We start from the raw sequence: 17559 nt of genomic DNA on the forward strand, positions 1-17559 counted from the left end.
GTCGCCCGGCATCTCAACCGCGTTACAGCACGACCTTGACCAGCGGGTGGCCGGTGAGTGCGCGATAGATATCGTCGAGGTGGGCCTTCGAGTGGGCCCGCACCGTGACCGTCAGGCCGAGGTAGTTACCCGAGCTGGACGGACGCATCTCGACGGTGGCTGCATCGAATTCGGCATCGAACTCGCGCAGCAACGCCACGATGGCGTCCGCAAAATCCGGCTGCATCTTGCCCATCACCTTGATGGGAAAGTCGCACGGAAACTCCAGCAGACTTTCTTTGTTCTCTGGCGTCATAGCGCCTCCTTGGCTCGCTGATAAGCCGCATACAGTGCGCGGAAGACAGGGCCCGGCTTGCCGTCGCCCACCGGCTTGTCGTCCAGACGCACGACTGCCAGCACTTCCTTGGTCGCCGACGTGATCAGCAGCTCGTCGGCGTTTCGCACTTCTTCTTCACTCACCGGGCGCTCGTGGAACGCCACGCCACATTCCTTGGCAAAGGCTTCGAGCGCGCCGTAGCGAATGCCTTCCAGAATGCGATTATCACGCGGCGGCGCAAACATTTCACCGCCCTTGATCACCCACACGTTGCTCGACGACGCCTCGGTCAGGCAGCCATCGCGAAATTGCACCGTCTCCTGCACGTCGTGATCGGCCGCGTATTGCGCCATCAGCACGTTGCCCAGCAGCGAGGTCGACTTGATGTGGCAATTGAGCCAGCGACGGTCTTCATGGGTCACGGCGCCTACGCCGTGCTCGACCTTCTCGCGCGACGGCAGCGTGAGCGGCGTGGCAATGCCGAACACGGTCGGCGTGATGTCCTTCGGGAACGTGTGCTGACGCGGTGCCACGCCACGCGTGACCTGAACGTACACGCTGTGCGGATCGGCAGCACACGTGGCCGACAGGCGCGCGAAGAGCGCTTCCCATTCGGCACGGGTGTACGGATTGACGATGCGAATCTCGGCGAGGCTGCGCTCAAGGCGGTCGAGATGCTGCGCCAGACGGAACGGCTTGCCGTGATAGACGGGCACGACCTCGTAAATGCCGTCGCCGAACAGGAAACCGCGATCGAGAACGGAAATCTTCGCGTCACTGAGCGGAATCAGGTCGCCATTGAGCCAGACGGTGGGGTTGTCCATGTTTGCAGGGGGCGCATGTCGCGCACGACTAAATTGCAAAACGCGCCTCTGGGGCGCGCCTCGCGTTTGCCGGCCTGACCTGACCGGCGAGGCGCCGATCCGTCATGCGGTTCGGCCATACCCCCGTGCCGCGACGCGCAGGCGTCAGGCCACGGGATCGTCCTTATTTCTTCATGAACATCAGGCGCAGCGCATCCCATGCGCGGCCGATGAAGCTGGCTTGCGCCACGTCGGCCAGCGCCACGACCGGGAATTCGGCCAGTTGCTTGCCGTCGGCCATGACCTTGACGGTGCCGACCTGCGCGCCGTTCGCGATCGGGGCGATCAGCGGCTCACGCAGTTCGAGCTGCGGCTTGATCTTGTCGGCCACGCCCTTCGGCACGGTGATGAAGGTGTCCTTCTTCACGCCGATCTTCAGCTCGCTTTCCTTGCCCTTCCACACCTTGGGCGTAGCGACGACCTGATTCGCGCCGTAAACACGCAGCGTGTCGAAGTTCTGATAGCCGTAGTTCAGCGCCGAGAGGCTGTCCTGCACGCGCGCGCGCTCGGTCGGCTCACCCACCACGACCGACAGCACGCGGCGGTTCACGCCGGGCGTGCCCGGCAGCGGACGCGAGGCCGTCGACACGAGGCAATAACCCGCTTCCTTCGTGTGGCCGGTCTTCAGGCCATCGACGGTCGGGTCGAGCGACAGCAGACGGTTACGGTTCGGCTGGCGGATGTTGTTGTACGTGAAGCTCTTCTCCGAGTAGATCTTGTAGTACTCGGGGAAGTCTTGAATCATGTGCGTCGACAGCGCGGCGATATCGGCCACCGTCGTGTAGTGCTGCGGGTCGGTCAGGCCGTCGACGTTGGTGTAGTGCGTGTTCTTCAGGCCAAGACGCTGCGCGGCACGGTTCATCAGTTCGACGAAGCCCGGTTGCGAGCCGCCGATGAGTTCGGCCAGCGCGATGGACGCGTCGTTACCCGATTGAATGATCATGCCGTACACCAGATCGTGCACGGAGACCGGCTTGCCCGCTTCGATGAACGTGCGCGACTCGTCGCGGCCCACCTTGCGTACCGACTCGCCCGGAATGACCGTCTGGTCCATCGAAATGCGCTTGTCGCGCAGCGCTTCGAAGACCAGATACGAGGTCATGATCTTCGTGAGCGAAGCCGGCTCCACGCGCGCTTCCGGATCGCCGGCGGCGAGCACCTGACCGCTGGTGACGTCGACGATCGTCCACGCCTTGGCCGACATCGGCGGCGGCGGAATCTGTTGAGCACGGGCCGGGAGTGCAGCAAGCGAGCCACAAGCGACGAGCGCCGCGGCAGCGGCGGCACGGGACAGCGAAGCGTTGAATTTCATTGGCGAAGAGAGAAACGAAGTGAGGCTCAGGGGCATCTGCGCTTGATTGAGCACCGCGCGCACTGTCGCGATTGGAAAAACACGAAAGCGGCACGGTGAAGAGGACAGCGGCACCGAAGTGCCGGTGCCAGGCATGTCGGAATCAATAGACCCGGCATCGCCTGACAGGTTCAGGAACGAATTATACCCGCCGTGATTTGCGTACCCCAGCGTCGGGAGGGTTACCACCCGAAATCCGCCCGATGTGTGTCAATAGCGCCACGCATCGACCACGATCTGCTTGAGCAGCGGCAGCAGGCCGTGGAAGAAGTGCTCACCACCGGGGATGACCACCACCGGCAGCGTTTGCGGACGCGCCCAGTCGAGTACCGACTGTAGAGGCACCGTGTCGTCCACTTCGCCGTGAATGACGAGCGTGTCGGCCGGCACGAGCGCCACATCCCAGTTGCTCGCGGCCGTGCCGACGAACACGAGACGTTGCGCGGGGGTACCGGCGTCTGCCAGCGTTTTGGCCACATGCGAGAGCACGAACGTGCCGAACGAGAAGCCCGCGAGCGCCATCGGGGGCGTATCCCAGCCCGGTTGCTGACGCATCCAGTCAATGACGGCCAGCAAGTCGTCGCGCTCGCCAATGCCCTTGTCGTGCTCGCCTTCCGACTTGCCGACACCGCGGAAATTCGGGCGCACCACGGCGTAACCGAGTTGCACGAAGGCACGCGCCAGCGTCTGCGCAACCTTGTTGTCGAGCGTGCCGCCGAAGAGCGGGTGCGGATGCGCCACCAGCGTGATGCCGCGCAATTCGCCCGCCGGACGGTCGATGGCGATTTCAATGGCCCCGACCGGGCCGTCGATGGTAAAGCGTTCGGTTTGAGCGTTCATGAGTGATGCGTGACGTGAAGCCTGATGAAAGCGGATGAGTCCGGCAATGTCCGGTCGCGCCGGGATTGCCTCGTGATTCTGGTATCGCCTGATAAGACCTGGACGCGCGCCTGAACGCACGCGACGGGCCGCGTCAGTCGATCAGCAGGCGTTCGACGATTTCGCCTTGCGCCAGATGCTTTTCGACAATCTCGTCGATGTCGGTCTCATCGATGTATGTGTACCAAGTCCCTTCGGGATAGATCACGACGACTGGGCCGAGTTCGCAGCGATCAAGGCAACCGGCCTTGTTCACCCGCACTTTGCCGGGACCGGCCAGCCCGAGCTGCTTGACCTTCTTCTTCGCGTATTCCTGCATCGCCTGAGCGTTGCAATTCGCACAAGAAGGCCGGTCTGCGCCCGGTTCGCGCTGATTCAGACAAAAAAAGACGTGATGCTGGTAATACTGCGCCTGGGTGGCCATGTCGGTCGCTCTGTGGGGGTTGGCAACGTTGTTGCGGGCCATTCTAACCGACCTTCCCGGTGGTGCGCGCCGGCCCGCGATGGCTCGGATCGAACATCGCCAGCAGGTAGATCAGCACCAGATACGGCCACGTCCACGCGAGCCAGCGCGCCAACACGTTGAAGTGCACATAGCGGCCCTGCCGCCACGACTGCAACGCCGCCTCGTAGTACGGGTTGGCGGGCAACAGGTTCACGAAAACCAGCAGAACGATCAGCGCCGCCAGCGCCACGGCCCCGCGCAACACGCGCGGCCCGCGTGCCGCCACCATCAACACGAGGGTGCCGACAACGAGCCCATAGATCGCGCCGGTCGTCACCCAATCGAACGCCTGTGCGGGCGAAAACTGCCACGCCGAAGCAGCGGCCTTGATGGCGAACGCGCTGATGAACATCGCGCAAAGCAGCGGCACACGCGGTGCCCCGCGCCGCATGGCCAGCGTCGCGAGCAGCCCGGCCAGAATGGTGCCGCTGGCAGTGACCACGGTCTCCCACAGCGCATGACTCGCCACGGCGTCGAGTGCCGAGAGGTAGTCCTGCAACTGACCGAGATGCGGCACCCAATCCAGAACGAGATCGGTGATATCCGGGTCTTGCCAGAGCCAGATCTGACGCACCAGATCGCCGTCGCCGAAGAGAAACTGCTGCGGATATGCCTGCGCCCACGGCCACAAGGCCAGCAGCACGAGCAACACGCTCGCGTGCCGCTCAAACCATGCGAAGCGCAGATGCCGCAGCCAGCCGCGATCGAGCAACGGGCTCGTGAGCGGAACCGCGAGCGCACCGCCGATCAGTGCCCCCAGCGCATTCGTCGCAAGATCGACGTTCGACGCCACGCGTGTGGGCAAATACGTTTGCAACGCTTCCATACCGCCCGACAGCAGTGTGCCAAGCAAAAACGCCGCGAAGACCGCGCGCGTGCCGCGCCACGCAGGATGCAACGCCAGCACCGTGAGCATGCCGAGCGGGATATAACCCAGCACATTGGTGACGACATCGAACATCGTCATCCAGCGTGGCAACGGCGCGAACAGATAGTCGAACGGGCCGACCACCGCACGCTGAAATTCGAACGGATACAAGCTCGCGTACGCGATGAGCAAGATCAGGCAAAGCAGCGCCTGACGCGTGAGCGGCGAGGCACGTCGTTGCCAGGGTTTGATGTCCGGCTCGGGCATTGACGCTGGGGCGCTAGCGCGTGGCCGCCGACAGCGGCGAGGCATCCGGCGCGGCGTCCGATCGCGGTGCCGTGGCAGGGACTGCACGCGATGCAGGTGCCGATCGCGTCGTGGTCGACGGCGCCGGCGTCGGCACTCGGCCAGCCAGCCACTGAATCAGTTGCGTCTGCACCGCATCGCTTGCTGCCGCCAGTGCGCGGGCGCCACCTGCTGCATCGGCCGTGGCCGCAGGAGCCTGTGCGCGCAGCGTCGTTTGCGCCAGCAGCTTCGGCCCGTCGAACAACGTCGCTCGAATCTGCACCACACCGTGGCTGGTCGACGCACTGTCGAAGTACTGCGCGAATTCGTCGAGTTCAACGCGCAATGCAGGTGCCGCCGTCGGATCGCCTGCGGCCAGCACCGGTCTGTCGACCGCGAGCGCGACACGCAGCCGGTCACCGAACAACCGGGCCGGTGACGCGAGCCAACGGCTGTTGGCGTAGACACGTGCCTGATCGCCATCGCTGGCCGGCAAGCGGTAATAGATCAAATCGGAGTCCAGCCAGTTCGGCGCGTTGACGACGACCTTGAGCGGCGACAGGCGCGCGGCACCCGATGCAGCCGATGCAGCGGCATTTGCCGTGTTGGAGATGTCGGGCGTCCCCGTTGAAGCCCCGGATGCCGCTGATGTCGATGATGCCGCTGGCATCGTCGGCGGACCGAGATCGTAGCGAGCCAATGCGCCGGACGGTGTACTCGTTGCACACCCGGCCACGAGCGCCGCCGTACCTGCGGCGAGCAGTAGCGCGCGCAGGGCGCCACGAATGGATTCAATCATGTCGGTATCCTTTTGCAATTCGGTCGCGCCTCTCATCGGCCCGCTCCACCGGGCCACGCGAAGCCCGACTCACCCGGTCCGGGCGGTGGCGGCGACGTGCCGAAGAGCAGCGCGCGCGGATTGCGATTGATCGTCTCGGCAGCCTGTCCCACGGCCTGCGTCGTCGTGCGCAGATCATCGGACAGCGTATTCAACCGTGGCAACGCCTCTTGTTGCAGCGAGCCCTCGAAGGTCTGCGTCGTCGCCTGGAATGCGGCGAGGCTCGACGCCGCCTGATCGGCCGCGCGTCCCACACTATCGAGATTGCGCACCAGCGGGCCCTGCGGGTCGGTCAGTTGACCCGCAAGCTTGTTCGCGCCGGCCAGCGTGCCGTTCAGCTCACGCACGGTCTCGGGCAGTTGCTTGGTCACCGGTTCCAGCTGTTGCGCAACGCGATTCACGCTCTGCGCGGCCATCTTCACACTGTTGACCGAGTCGATCACGGCCTGACGATTGTCGGCAGACAGCAATTGATTGACCGACGAACTCGCCTGCTCAAGCTGACGCACGAGGGTGTTGCCGCGATTCTGCAATTCATCGATAAAACTTGGACGCAACCGCAACTGGGCGACCTGCGTCTCCGAGGACGGCAGCAACGTGCGGTCGCGGCCATCGTCGTCGAGTTGCACGAAAGCCAGCCCCGTCACGCCCTGATAGCTCAGCGTGGCGTACGTCGACTTGGTCATCGGCGTGCCTTCGTTCACGAGAATGCGAATCAGGATTTGACCCGGCGTACGCGGATCGAACTTGATCGAATCCACCTTGCCCACGGCCAGACCGCGATAGCGAACAGCAGACTCGGGATTCAGGCCGTTCACGTTGGTTCGGGAGACCAGGTCGTAAGGCACGCGCACACGATTGTCGCGATTGAACCAGTACACGGCCGCCGCGACCGCTGTGAGCAATACCAGCGTGAACAGGCCCGCCATAAAGGCGTGCGATTTATTTTCCATCGTCGAGTAACTCCGAAATCTTGTGACGCCGCGCAGCGGGCAAGGCCAGCAACGCGCGTCTGCCGCGCTCACCGAGGAAGAAGCTGTGAATGAAGGGGTGATCGACGCGCACCACATCTTCGACAGGCGCATTAATGAGCACCTTGCGATCGGCCAGCACGGCCACCCGCGTCGCGAGCATCATCACCGTATCGAGATCGTGCGTGACCATCACCACGGTCAGGCCCAGCGAGCGGTGCAGGCCGCGAATCATGTCGACGAATTCGTCCGATGCCTGCGGATCGAGCCCGGCCGTCGGCTCGTCGAGAAACAGCAGCTCAGGCTCCAGCGCAATCGCGCGCGCGATGCCGACCCGCTTGATCATCCCGCCCGATAACTCCGACGGCATGCGGTTCGCCATGCGCCCCGACAAGCCGGCCATCTCGAGCTTGTACATCACCACATCGCGAATCAGATCTTCCGACAACGTATGCAGTTCACGCAGCGGCTGCGCGATGTTGTCGAACACCGTCATCGCCGAGAACAGGGCACCACGCTGGAACAACATGCCCGAACGACGGCGCAGCAAATGCGCCGTACGCCGGTCGATCATCGTGATGTCGTGACCGAAGACGCTGATATGACCACTGGTCGGCGCTTCGAGCCCGATGATCTGACGGATCAGCGTCGTTTTCCCCGACCCTGAACCACCCACCAGCGCGATGATTTCGCTTTGGCGCACGGTCAGATCGAGATGCTCGTGAATCGTATGCGTGCCATAGCGCTTCGTCAGATCGCGCACTTCGATGACAGGCTCGGCGTCGCCCGCCAATGTCGCAGCGACCGGCGGGCAGCCCGCCGTGCCGGGGCGTGCCACATCGGACAGTTCCGTCGCGCCGGCGCCCGGCGCCTTCGAGAGATCGTGGATCGTGGATTCGCTCATCAGCCGATCCCCACGTTGCGAAACAGAATCGCGAACACCGCGTCGGCAAGAATCACCACCGTGATCGATGTCACCACCGACTGCGTTGTGCCCTCGCCCAGACTCTGCGTATTCGGTTTGACGCGCATGCCGAAGTGGCACGCGACCAGCGCGATCAACATCCCGAACACCACGCCCTTGCCAAGACCGATCCAGAGGTTGGCGATACGTACGGCGTTAGGCAGCGTCGTGAAGAAGTAGTGCAGGCCGATCCCGAGTTCGTACTTGGCGGCCAGTGCACCGCCGAGCAGCGCGACGACGTTCGTCCACATGACCAGCAACGGCATCGCAATCGCCAGCGCAATGACCTTGGGCAAGATGAGGCGAAGGCTATGCGAGATGTCCATCACGCGCATGGCATCGAGCTCTTCGGTCACGCGCATGACACCGAGTTGCGCCGTAATCGCCGAGCCCGAGCGCCCCGCCACCAGAATGGCCGAGAGCACCGGCCCCAGCTCGCGAATCACCGACAGGCCGAGGATGTTCACGATGAACGTGCTCGCACCATATAGCTTGAGTTGTTGCGCCGAGAGGTACGACAGCACGATGCCGATCAGGAACGCCACCAGTGCCGTAATGCCGAGCGCCTTGGCCCCGGCACTGTAGATATTGGCGGACATCTCGAGCCACGGCGCGCGCATCGGGTGCCGCACCACGCGCCCAAGGTCGATGACGAACCGGCCAAACATCGAAATACCGCCGCGCAGGTGATCGCCAAGTGAAAACAGCGAATAGCCCAACCGGCTGACCGGATCGACATAGCGTGTCGGCACCGGGCTCTGCCGCGTCCGATCGAATTCGGCGAGGTGGTCGAAGAGCGCGCGCTGCGTTGGCGTGAGCGCGATCTGCTTGGGGAAGCGGCGATTCCAGTACCGCCACAACGCCTGTGCCCCCACGTGATCGAGACGCTCGACGCAGGTGAGATCCCACGCGAGTTCGCCACTGGGCAGCGCATGGACGAGTTGGAGCAACATCTTCTTGCGCTGTGAGAGCGCAAGCGCTGTCCACAGCCCGCGCAGCATCACCACCGGGCCTTGCGGCGAGGGGGACAGCTCCAGGGTGGGCACGGCATCGAGATTCAAAACTGGGGGTCTCCTGACAACAGGACCAAACAGGACCAAACAGGACCGGGCGGAATCCGGCAAAACGCGGTCATTGTACGGTACAGGCGCTACCGGGCGAAGGCAACCCGACGGCGGCCGAAAACGTGCCGGAATCGGCCGAGTTTGGACTCGGATGATGCCGAAAAATGCCCGTGGTTGCAGGGCACTGCGGCGCGGCGCAAGCCCCGCCGTTACAATAGCAGCCATGAATAAAGCCGCCATCCATGCCACCGACATTGCCAGCCGCCGTCTTGATCGGGACGGCGTCCGAGCGCGCCTTGGCGCGGCCTGCCGCGATTGGCAAATCGAAGTGGTCGAGAGCACCGGCTCCACCAATCTGGACCTGCTCTCCCGGCTGCGCGAAGACGCCTCGTGCGCCCCGGTCGTGCGTGCCGCCATGGTCCAGACCGCCGGGCGCGGCCAGCGCGGACGCGCATGGCAGAGCTTGCCCGGCGATAGCCTGACGTTCTCACTCGCCTATGTCTTGCCCGGCGGCCCCGCCGAATTGGCCGGATTGTCGCTGGCGACAGGCGTCGCGGTTGTCGAGGGCTTATCGGACCTGCCGTTGTCGGCGCCGCAAGCGCTCGGCCTGAAGTGGCCCAACGACGTGCTGCTTCGCGGCGGCAAACTCGCCGGCATTCTGATCGAAACCGTCCCCGCAGGCCCGGGACGCATCGGCGTCGTCATCGGCATCGGCGTCAATCTGCGCCAGGCCGGCGACGTCGCCGCGCGCATCGATGGTGCCTTGGCAACTTCGGACGACAAGACCGGTGCCGCATCGAGCCATGTGCCAGCCTCCACGGCCATCCCTGCCATTCCTGCCACACCGCCCGCCGCCCTCGAATCGATTCTTCCGGCACCCGACATGACCTCGGTGCTCGCCGCGCTGATTCAGCGGCTTGCCGTCATGCTCGAGCGTTTCGGCGAACAGGGTTTCAGTGCTTTCCGTGAAGCTTGGGAAGCCATGCACGCATACAGCGGCGCTTCGATTCGGGTCATCGAACACGGACGCGATCTGCTGCACGGCGTTGCACTGGGTGTCGATACGCAGGGCTGCCTGCGCGTGGCGACCGATGGCGGCGAACGCGTCATCGCCAGCGGCGAGGTCTCCGTGCGACTCGTGAATTCATCTACCGATGCCGCTACCGGTGCCGATGCCGATGCACCGTCAGCCTTGCGAGGAAGCCGCCGATGAACGCATCGAAGCCGGCCGAGGCCTCCGCGACGCCGATGGCGACGACAGCGGCGAAAGCGACAGCGGCGGCGATGCAGACGCCGTCGTCTACGCCCGCAAGCATCTTGGCGAAAGCCCCGTGGCTGCTGGTCGACGCCGGTAATAGCCGAATCAAGTGGGCGCTCGCACCCGCGGAGCGTCCGAACGACTGGCGAGCCGCCTCACCGGCGTTTCTCGCCAGCGGTGCCGTCGACCACGCCGAGTGGCGCACGCTCGCCACGCAAATTCGCGCCGGGTGGTCGGCATTGGCGCGCGGCACATCGGGCAGCACATCCGGCAGCACGTCGGGCAGCAAAACCGCCAGCACATCGGACGCCCCTCATTTCGCTCCCAACACTGCCCCGCTCGCCATCGGTCAGGGCGGGCAGGACGAGGGCTTCATCTGTCCGGAACCGGCTGGCGTGTGGCTGACCAATGTCGCCGGCGACGCGGCCGAACAGGCCGTGCGCATGACGCTGCAAACGCTGTGGGGGATGGCGTCGTCAGACTGGCTACAGGTCTTGCATGCGAGCGAAGCGCGCGCCGGGGTGCGCAACGGTTACGACACGCCGGCGCAGTTGGGCAGTGACCGCTGGGCCAGTCTGATTGGCGCGCACGCCGCGTGGCCGGGGGAACATCTGCTGATCGTCACGCTGGGCACGGCAACGACCGTCGAGGCCTTGCGTGCCGACGGCGACTATCTCGGCGGCCTGATCGCTCCGGGGCCGGCGCTGATGCTGCGCTCGCTCGGGCAGGGCACTGCCCAGTTGCCGACTCTGGACGCGACTATGCCGAGCGGTGGCCAAGACTTCGCACGCAACACGACCGACGCGATTCTGCGCGGATGCCTTGCCGCGCAAGCAGGCCTCGTCGAACGAAATCACGCGCAACTGCAAGCCCGACTCGGCGCACCGGTGCGGTGTGTGCTGTCCGGCGGCGCGCGTCAGGCGCTGGCGCAGACACTCACCCTGCCCTTCACCGAACACGATCAACTGGTGCCTGCGGGGCTCTACGAGGTCGCGATTCGTGCGGCGGCCGACGCGGCATTGCTCGCCGGTTCGGCGCACTCGCCAGCCAATGTGACCCCACAAGACTCGCGCGAAAACCGACGCGCGCCGGGAGGTGCCTGAGATGTTGCGTGCGCTGCTGCTGATCATGTTTCTGGCCGCCAACGCGGCACTGGCTGCCGTGCAATTCGGATGGCTCAAGTGGCGAGACATTCTGCCCACCACGGGACGCGAGCCAACGCGTATCACGCAACAACTGGAGCCGGAGCGCATTCGCCTCGCGGGCGCACAGATCAGCGGTGAGACGGTCGTCGCGGTCAAACCGGGCAATGCCGCTGGCGGTGCTGATTCGTCAGCGACGTCTGCGGCGGGCAATACCAATAAGGGCAGCGCAAGCGACGCGAGTGCGGGTGTGAGCGCCGGAGCGCCAGCCAGCGCCGCCTCGGCACCATCGGCACCGTCGGCACCGTCCACCCCCTCTGCCGTCGATGTCGCGGCGAGTCAGGCGATCGCAGCCACTGCACCCGCAGCGGTCTCGGGAGACGCGGCAGCGGCATCACAGGCTGCGGCGGCAGCGGCCGCCTCGACGTGTCTGGACGTGGGTCCGTTCGCAGCCGACGATGCACAGCAGGCGCGCGGCCTGTTGCTCGCGGCACTCCCGTCAGGTCAGGGCGACATACAGTCCGTCGCCGTCGACAAACGCTACTGGGTGCATCTGGATCCTGTGCCGAACAAGGCCGCGGTAGACAAGCAAGTCGCGCTGCTGCGCTCGGTGGGCGTGACCGAATACTCGCTGCTCAACGGTGACGGCTCAAATCTGGTCGTCTCGCTTGGCCTGTTCAACGATCGCGAGCGCGCGGTGCGCCTGATGGCGATGGCGCAGAAGAAGGGAATCACGCCGCAACTGAGCGAGCGGCCGAACGCGAAGAGCCGGATCGTCTACCGGATTGGCGGCATCAACGCGAATGCGGCCGCGCAGATTCGCGGTGTGGTGACGCAGCAGTGGACCGCACAATTGGTCAAGGCGTGTCCGGCCCCCGCAGGCAGCCCGCCTGCGGGAACACACTGAGCGTAATTCGCCGGAAACTTCAACCCACGCGCTTGAGCTGCACCACCGGACGCACAACGCCCGTCTGGACACCGCGCGCGTTCTTGATGGTCGGTTCGACCCACGGCGCGAGGCCGGTGTTTTCCGGCGCGTCGACAAGCCCAAGCGCCTTGAGCACCGCGACCGCTGCGGTGTAAAGCGCGCGCATGTTGCCATCGACCACCTTGATGGCGATGCCCAGACCGGCTGAGCGCACACCAATGGTCTGCACGCCATCCGCGCCGATCTTCGCCACCCAGTCACCCGGTGCCATCTGCATGAACGCCAGATCGTTGCGCGCCGTGCCGGACACCATCTGCGGTTGCTGCGTCATCGCCGCGAACAACGTCGACAGCGCCGCATCGTCGCTTGCCGACAACTTGGCGTAGGCTGCCGCCAGCTTCTCAAGCGGCAACGCATAGTTCGGTGCAGAGCAGCCGTCGATACCCAGCGGCAACGCATCTCCCGACACACCGACCACATCGCCGACACGCGCCCGGATCGCCTTCTGCAACGGGTGCGCGGGATCGAGATACGTCTCCAACGGCAAACCATGTTGCGCGCAATACGCCAGAAACCCGGCGTGCTTGCCCGAACAGTTGTGATGCAGCGCCGTCGGCTTCAGATCGGCCGGCGCACGCTTGCCAGTGGCGGAATAGAAGGTCGGGGTATGGCAGCCGCATTGCAGATGGTGTTCATCGCAACCGGCCTTGGCGAGCAGGCTTTTGACACCCTCGACGTGGAACGCCTCGCCTGAGTGACTCGCGCACAGCAACGCCAGTTCGGGCTGCGTCAACCCGAAATGCGCCACGCCATCGCCCTCCACGAACGGCAGCGCCTGAAACGGCTTGAGCGTCGAACGGGAGAAGGTGAGAAACGACGGATCGCCTGCGGCATAGCGCAACTGGCCTGTCGCGTCGACCACGGCGACGGCACCGTAATGAATGCACTCGACGGTATCGATGCCGTTCGCGCCGCGTGTGACTTCTACCAGCGGTGCCAGACTCATGATTGTCGAACCTTCTTGAGCAGTGCCGTCGTCGAGCGTTGATGTTCGAACGGAATGGCCACCGCCTTGCCGCCCCAGCCGCGCACCAGCGCCGATTCGGGCAGCTTGTCCATGTCGTAGTCGCCGCCCTTGACGAGAATGTCGGGGCGCACGGCAGCGATCAGCGCTTCAGGCGTCGATTCACCAAACGTCACCACATAGTCGACACTCTGCAAGGCAGCAAGGAGTGCCGCCCGGTCGTTCTCGTTGTTGATGGGACGGTCGTCGCCCTTGCCGAGCGTGCGCACGGACACGTCGGTATTCACGGCAACGATCAGGCAGGCACCCAGAGCCCGCGCTTGTGCGAGGTAGGTGACGTGACCACGATGCAGGATGTCGAACACGCCGTTGGTGAATACCAGCGGACGCGGCAGTCGGGGGGCGAGTGCCACGAGGGCATCACGCGTGAGGACTTTCGCCTCGAAATCGGGAGCTTGTGCGAGTTGCATGACTGTCTGTCAAAAGTGAACGCGGTATTGTCCCACGGTCGTCCGCAGGCAACAAAAAAGGGGCCGAAGCCCCTTTTTTTGCGCAATGCCGAAGATTACGACGGAGTCGCAACAGCCGGTGCTGCCGGCGTCGTCACTGCCGCCAGACGCGAGGTGATTTCCTTGCGATAGCGGTTCAGATCCGTCGCGGTCGCAAACGTGCGCTCGAACAGCAGCGACATGTTGTGCAGAATGCGCTCGACCACCTTCTTTTCCCAGCTGTCGTCGAACTTGATCTGTTCGTCGAGCCAGTGCTCAAGCCATTCCGGTTCCGGCAGGCGCGATTGCACCGTGTCGTTCGGGAACAGGTCCTTGTTCACGTGGAGGTTGGTCGGGTGCAGCGGCTTTTCGGTGCGGCGCGCCGACGCCATCAGCACGCCGATCTTGGCGAACGCGGCACGTGCGTTATCGCCAAAGCTCGTCAGTGCCTTCTTCATGTAGCGCAGGTACGCGCCGCCATGACGGGCTTCGTCACGCGAGATGATTTCGTAGATGGCCTTGATCACCGGCTCGGTGTGCCATTCGGCAGCACGGCGGTACCAGTGGTTCAGGCGAATTTCGCCGCAGAAGTGCAGCATCAGCGTTTCGAGCGGCGGCGCCGGGTCGAACGGGAAACGCACGGCGTGCAACTCGGCTTCGCTCGGCACGAGGTCCGGGCGGAAACGACGCAGGTATTCCATGAGCACCAGCGAGTGCTTCTGCTCTTCGAAGAACCACACGCTCATGAAGGCGGAGAAATCGCTATCGTCGCGATTGTCGCGCAGGAACATCTCGGTGGCCGGCAGTGCCGCCCATTCCGTGATGGCATTCATCTTGATGGTGCGCGCCTGATCGTCGGTGAGTTGGCTCGCGTCGAACTTGTCCCACGGAATGTCCTTCTCCATGTTCCAACGCACTGCTTCCAGCGACTTGTACAGTTCGGGATACAGCATTTCGTTCATTTCAATTACCCCCAAGGTCGCGAGACCTTACACCAGGACTCAAGATAGTATTGTGAAAGTTTACGCCGAATTTCGACAGACAAAACGGTGACCGCGACACGAACGGCCCCCGCCGTCCGGCTTCACGTCTTGAACCCCTGCCGTCGCTGAAGGACGGCGATGAAGCGCCTGTAACTTGGCCGCGTCCTGGCGATATGGCTAGAGCGACCCTACTAAAATATGGGCAAACTCTTGAATCATAACATAAAAGCCTTTCAAAACCGTACGCGCGGCGCCTCACATGACGGTAATGCGGCGTAATTTTGACGACGGTCAAAATGTCACGCACACCCCCTAAGATCAAGGGGCAGAGGGCGTCCGGCACGACACATTGCCAACCTACCGGCAAGGCCGTCGGTCCACTGCAAATGGTGGGCGAAAAGAAGTCATTGCCCACCGCGATGCGTCAGGGTTTGTCCTTGTGCAATGGGGCTCAGCACCGCACGCAGCATGGTCTAGGCTGAAAGCAGTCGTTCCGTGCTTGTGAACCCGACCGGGGAGCGGTAACTGCGGCGTCTGACGACGCGGCCCCCGATGGCGAAGAGGACTCTTGGTCGCATTCACGCAACAAGTTGTACCGGCCGGCGTATCGAGCGAACGACTCGCACGCTGCCGACGGGCCCACCAACTCGACTGGATCCTTGGACCGGAAAGGAGCCGAGCATGGCAACTCGTCCTGCTTTGGCAGTGTGGCTGCGCGCCGCATGCCTCTTCGCCGTAGCGTCCGCTGCTGCGGCGGCCCCGAGCGCCCACGCGTTCGATGCCGTGCAACTGGCCTCGCAAGAAGTGCCGGCAGCGCACTTGGTCGGTCACGGCTCGTTCACCCGCATGGGATTTCATCTTTACGACGCCGAACTCTTCTCGGTCGCCGATCGCGTCAGCGCGAACTGGGGCACGCATCCCCTGGTGCTCGACCTGCGCTACGCCCGCAGCTTCAAGTCGCATACGCTGGTGCAGCGCACGCTCATCGAAATGACGAAGCTGCAAATGGCGACGGAATCCGAGCGACAGCGTTGGGCAGATGAGCTCGCGCGCATCCTCCCCGATGTGTCGGAAGGACAACACCTGACGGGCGTCTACCGGCCGGGCGACGGTACGCGGTTCTTCTCGGACGGAAAACCCATCGGTCAGATCACCGGCGACGCCTTCGGACGTGCCTTTTTCGCGATCTGGCTCGACCCGCGCACGAGTGCACCGGACCTGCGTGCAGACCTGATCAGCGACGCGCACTGACCGGCATCGAAGCGCGATGGCGCGCATTGACACGTTCCGATGCCAGTGCGGGACCACCGGACACTGTCGCATCCGCGCCACGCCGACGCACCGGCGCGGTGCACACCACAACCCCGGCTGGTAACTTATGGCAAGGCCCCCTGCGCTATGCGCGCCGCTGGCGCACCCCACGCGAGACCGTGCCATGGACATCGATCATGCTGCTGCGCTCACCCGCCTGACGCGTTACATCGAAACTCTCACGCGGCAAAGCGTCGCCAACCTCGGCGAGTTCTACACGCCGACGGTCTATTTCAAGAGTCCGCTGCATGAAGTGCGCAGTGCAGCAGAACTTGCCGCGCTTTTCGATCGCCTGTTCGAACGCGTCGATGTTCCCCGTTTCGAAATCACCGCAACGCTGCTTCAGCACAATCAGGCACTCCTCGTCTGGAATCTTCACTTTCACGCCAAACGCTGGATCGATGACGAACAGGTGATTCACGGGGCGTCCCACCTGCGACTCGCCGTGGATGGGCGTATCGCCTACCAACGCGACTACTGGGACGCCACCGAAGACATCTACGCGAAACTGCCCGTCATGGGACGTTTGCTCGCTTGGCTGCGGCAACGGCTGCTGCCCTGACATCCCACCGCCTCACCTCACCTCACGCCACTTCGGTCGTCCTCCCACGCCACAGCCCACGCCGCAGAACACCTCCCCCCAGAACAGACCCAAGGCCCTCCCCGCTGCTCAGACAGTGTTCAACTCGCCTCGGGGAGGACCTTGGGTCCGTTCCCGCGTTTGCCCAAACTACATCGGGGCGCTTTCCTCTTCTGCAACATGGGCAGTTTTCTGCAATACACGCCCCCCTCCCCCGCCTACATTCGGAACCTCTACGCTTTCGCTCAAGGTCCCCAATGACACTCTTCTATTCCATGGCCGCCTTCGCGCTCGCCGCCTCCATCACCCCCGGGCCCGTCAACGTGGTCGCACTCGGCTCAGGCGCCCGCTTCGGCCTTTTGCCCAGCCTTCGCCATGTGACCGGTGCCACAGTCGGCTTCATCATCCTGCTCGTCAGCGTGGGGTTTGGCGTCTACGAACTGCTGCAACGCATGCCCGCCCTGATGCAAGCCATCCAATGGTTCGGGGTCGCATTTTTGCTCTACATGGCCTACAAGCTCGCACGCGACGACGGCGAGTTGGGCGACGCCAACCCACAACGCTGCCCCACGATGCTCCACGGCGCAATCATGCAATGGCTCAACCCCAAAGCATGGCTCGCCTCATTGGCAGGCATGGGGGCGTACACCGCCGGTGAACCCACCCGCATCTGGCAGTTCGCCGCCATCTACTTCGTCGTGTGCTGGCTTTCCGTCGCATGCTGGGCCGTCGCCGGTGCCATGCTCCGACAACATATGCGCGACGCGCGCCGCGTACGACGACTCAATCGCGTCATGGCCGCATTGCTCGCCGCAAGCGCGGTGTATCTCGTGGCAAGCTAGCCGCATGAAAGGGGAAGGGAGGAAGGGGGATCGCGTTATTCGGCGATAAGTGGGGGATAAGAGAGGGATGGGCGGGAGATGAGCGAGCGACAAGCCTCG

General features: G+C 64.0%; 18 protein-coding genes and 1 pseudogene. 6 read left to right on the plus strand and 13 right to left on the minus strand.

Annotated features, from left to right (window positions below; all coding sequences use genetic code 11):
* Positions 1-22 precede the first annotated feature (22 nt).
* The 10 genes from CDV46_RS18405 to CDV46_RS18450 form a co-directional block, all read right to left on the minus strand.
* Positions 23-295, minus strand: a complete 273-nt coding sequence (locus CDV46_RS18405; RefSeq protein WP_087689976.1) for a DUF493 family protein — start codon at positions 293-295, stop codon at positions 23-25.
* Complete coding sequence (locus CDV46_RS18410; protein WP_087689978.1) at positions 292-1140, minus strand: D-amino acid aminotransferase; 849 nt, start codon at positions 1138-1140, stop codon at positions 292-294. Before CDV46_RS18410 ends, CDV46_RS18405 begins: the two co-directional genes overlap by 4 nt.
* 163 nt (positions 1141-1303) lie before the next feature.
* Entirely contained in the window at positions 1304-2527 is a 1224-nt protein-coding gene (locus CDV46_RS18415; RefSeq protein ID WP_058380044.1) for a D-alanyl-D-alanine carboxypeptidase family protein, read from the minus strand.
* A gap of 213 nt (positions 2528-2740) precedes the next feature.
* Entirely contained in the window at positions 2741-3370 is a 630-nt protein-coding gene (locus tag CDV46_RS18420) for an alpha/beta hydrolase (protein ID WP_087689980.1), read from the minus strand.
* Positions 3371-3503: 133 nt separating this feature from the next.
* Complete coding sequence (locus CDV46_RS18425; protein WP_058380043.1) at positions 3504-3833, minus strand: (2Fe-2S) ferredoxin domain-containing protein; 330 nt, start codon at positions 3831-3833, stop codon at positions 3504-3506.
* Between the two features lie 43 nt (positions 3834-3876).
* Positions 3877-5049: a VanZ family protein gene (locus CDV46_RS18430; RefSeq protein WP_087724090.1), complete on the minus strand. Its 1173-nt coding sequence runs from the start codon at positions 5047-5049 to the stop codon at positions 3877-3879.
* A gap of 13 nt (positions 5050-5062) precedes the next feature.
* Positions 5063-5866 carry an ABC-type transport auxiliary lipoprotein family protein gene (locus CDV46_RS18435; RefSeq protein WP_087724181.1) on the minus strand — a complete coding sequence of 268 codons (804 nt, stop codon included), beginning with the start codon at positions 5864-5866 and terminating at the stop codon, positions 5063-5065.
* A 32-nt stretch (positions 5867-5898) separates the two neighbouring features.
* Complete coding sequence (locus CDV46_RS18440) at positions 5899-6858, minus strand: MlaD family protein (RefSeq protein WP_087689991.1); 960 nt, start codon at positions 6856-6858, stop codon at positions 5899-5901.
* Complete coding sequence (locus CDV46_RS18445) at positions 6848-7780, minus strand: ABC transporter ATP-binding protein (protein ID WP_087689993.1); 933 nt, start codon at positions 7778-7780, stop codon at positions 6848-6850. Before CDV46_RS18445 ends, CDV46_RS18440 begins: the two co-directional genes overlap by 11 nt.
* Positions 7780-8901: an MlaE family ABC transporter permease gene (locus tag CDV46_RS18450; protein WP_058377041.1), complete on the minus strand. Its 1122-nt coding sequence runs from the start codon at positions 8899-8901 to the stop codon at positions 7780-7782. Before CDV46_RS18450 ends, CDV46_RS18445 begins: the two co-directional genes overlap by 1 nt.
* A gap of 226 nt (positions 8902-9127) precedes the next feature.
* Here CDV46_RS18450 and CDV46_RS18455 point away from each other — a divergent pair, with 226 nt between their 5' ends.
* The 3 genes and pseudogenes from CDV46_RS18455 to CDV46_RS18465 all read left to right on the plus strand — a co-directional run bounded on the left by CDV46_RS18455 (position 9128) and on the right by CDV46_RS18465 (position 12211).
* The gene (locus CDV46_RS18455) at positions 9128-10117 is read left to right on the plus strand and encodes a biotin--[acetyl-CoA-carboxylase] ligase (RefSeq protein WP_176399110.1); all 990 of its coding nucleotides are present in this window, start codon (positions 9128-9130) and stop codon (positions 10115-10117) included.
* A gap of 71 nt (positions 10118-10188) precedes the next feature.
* Positions 10189-11184 (plus strand): annotated as a pseudogene (locus CDV46_RS18460) (type III pantothenate kinase); the annotation flags it as partial.
* Positions 11185-11266: 82 nt separating this feature from the next.
* Complete coding sequence (locus tag CDV46_RS18465; protein WP_087724096.1) at positions 11267-12211, plus strand: hypothetical protein; 945 nt, start codon at positions 11267-11269, stop codon at positions 12209-12211.
* A 19-nt stretch (positions 12212-12230) separates the two neighbouring features.
* Here CDV46_RS18465 and CDV46_RS18470 read toward each other — a convergent pair whose 3' ends face one another.
* The 3 genes from CDV46_RS18470 to CDV46_RS18480 all read right to left on the minus strand — a co-directional run bounded on the left by CDV46_RS18470 (position 12231) and on the right by CDV46_RS18480 (position 14706).
* Complete coding sequence (locus CDV46_RS18470) at positions 12231-13238, minus strand: asparaginase (protein ID WP_087724098.1); 1008 nt, start codon at positions 13236-13238, stop codon at positions 12231-12233.
* Complete coding sequence (rfaE2, locus tag CDV46_RS18475; RefSeq protein ID WP_058377036.1) at positions 13235-13726, minus strand: D-glycero-beta-D-manno-heptose 1-phosphate adenylyltransferase; 492 nt, start codon at positions 13724-13726, stop codon at positions 13235-13237. The genes CDV46_RS18470 and rfaE2 overlap by 4 nt, the downstream gene beginning before the upstream one ends.
* Before the next feature lie 95 nt (positions 13727-13821).
* Positions 13822-14706, minus strand: a complete 885-nt coding sequence (locus tag CDV46_RS18480; protein WP_087690002.1) for a ferritin — start codon at positions 14704-14706, stop codon at positions 13822-13824.
* 702 nt (positions 14707-15408) lie between these two features.
* Between CDV46_RS18480 and CDV46_RS18485 the strand changes: the two genes are divergently transcribed.
* The 3 genes from CDV46_RS18485 (at position 15409) to CDV46_RS18495 (ending at position 17460) form a co-directional block, all read left to right on the plus strand.
* Positions 15409-15978 (plus strand): chalcone isomerase family protein, encoded by a 570-nt coding sequence (locus tag CDV46_RS18485; RefSeq protein WP_176399111.1) that lies wholly within the window; start codon positions 15409-15411, stop codon positions 15976-15978.
* Positions 15979-16162: 184 nt separating this feature from the next.
* Positions 16163-16600 carry a nuclear transport factor 2 family protein gene (locus CDV46_RS18490; RefSeq protein ID WP_087690005.1) on the plus strand — a complete coding sequence of 146 codons (438 nt, stop codon included), beginning with the start codon at positions 16163-16165 and terminating at the stop codon, positions 16598-16600.
* 275 nt (positions 16601-16875) lie between these two features.
* The gene (locus CDV46_RS18495) at positions 16876-17460 is read left to right on the plus strand and encodes a LysE family translocator (RefSeq protein ID WP_087724104.1); all 585 of its coding nucleotides are present in this window, start codon (positions 16876-16878) and stop codon (positions 17458-17460) included.
* Positions 17461-17559: the final 99 nt, after the last annotated feature.

It is taken from the genome of Pandoraea sp. PE-S2T-3 (genome assembly GCF_002179965.1).
Taxonomy (GTDB): domain Bacteria; phylum Pseudomonadota; class Gammaproteobacteria; order Burkholderiales; family Burkholderiaceae; genus Pandoraea.

Bases quoted from the DNA above. Each gene is read 5' to 3' on its own strand.
- CDV46_RS18415 (WP_058380044.1), bottom strand. From the start codon at position 2,527: ATGCCCCTGAGCCTCACTTCGTTTCTCTCTTCGCCAATGAAATTCAAC.
- CDV46_RS18405 (WP_087689976.1), bottom strand. From the start codon at position 295: ATGACGCCAGAGAACAAAGAAAGTCTGCTGGAGTTTCCGTGCGACTTT.
- CDV46_RS18485 (WP_176399111.1), top strand. From the start codon at position 15,409: ATGGCAACTCGTCCTGCTTTGGCAGTGTGGCTGCGCGCCGCATGCCTC.
- CDV46_RS18430 (WP_087724090.1), bottom strand. From the start codon at position 5,049: ATGCCCGAGCCGGACATCAAACCCTGGCAACGACGTGCCTCGCCGCTC.
- CDV46_RS18495 (WP_087724104.1), top strand. From the start codon at position 16,876: ATGACACTCTTCTATTCCATGGCCGCCTTCGCGCTCGCCGCCTCCATC.
- CDV46_RS18455 (WP_176399110.1), top strand. From the start codon at position 9,128: ATGAATAAAGCCGCCATCCATGCCACCGACATTGCCAGCCGCCGTCTT.
- CDV46_RS18440 (WP_087689991.1), bottom strand. From the start codon at position 6,858: ATGGAAAATAAATCGCACGCCTTTATGGCGGGCCTGTTCACGCTGGTA.
- CDV46_RS18425 (WP_058380043.1), bottom strand. From the start codon at position 3,833: ATGGCCACCCAGGCGCAGTATTACCAGCATCACGTCTTTTTTTGTCTG.
- CDV46_RS18470 (WP_087724098.1), bottom strand. From the start codon at position 13,238: ATGAGTCTGGCACCGCTGGTAGAAGTCACACGCGGCGCGAACGGCATC.
- CDV46_RS18445 (WP_087689993.1), bottom strand. From the start codon at position 7,780: ATGAGCGAATCCACGATCCACGATCTCTCGAAGGCGCCGGGCGCCGGC.
- CDV46_RS18490 (WP_087690005.1), top strand. From the start codon at position 16,163: ATGGACATCGATCATGCTGCTGCGCTCACCCGCCTGACGCGTTACATC.
- CDV46_RS18480 (WP_087690002.1), bottom strand. From the start codon at position 14,706: ATGAACGAAATGCTGTATCCCGAACTGTACAAGTCGCTGGAAGCAGTG.
- CDV46_RS18435 (WP_087724181.1), bottom strand. From the start codon at position 5,866: ATGATTGAATCCATTCGTGGCGCCCTGCGCGCGCTACTGCTCGCCGCA.
- CDV46_RS18410 (WP_087689978.1), bottom strand. From the start codon at position 1,140: ATGGACAACCCCACCGTCTGGCTCAATGGCGACCTGATTCCGCTCAGT.
- rfaE2 (WP_058377036.1), bottom strand. From the start codon at position 13,726: ATGCAACTCGCACAAGCTCCCGATTTCGAGGCGAAAGTCCTCACGCGT.
- CDV46_RS18465 (WP_087724096.1), top strand. From the start codon at position 11,267: ATGTTGCGTGCGCTGCTGCTGATCATGTTTCTGGCCGCCAACGCGGCA.
- CDV46_RS18420 (WP_087689980.1), bottom strand. From the start codon at position 3,370: ATGAACGCTCAAACCGAACGCTTTACCATCGACGGCCCGGTCGGGGCC.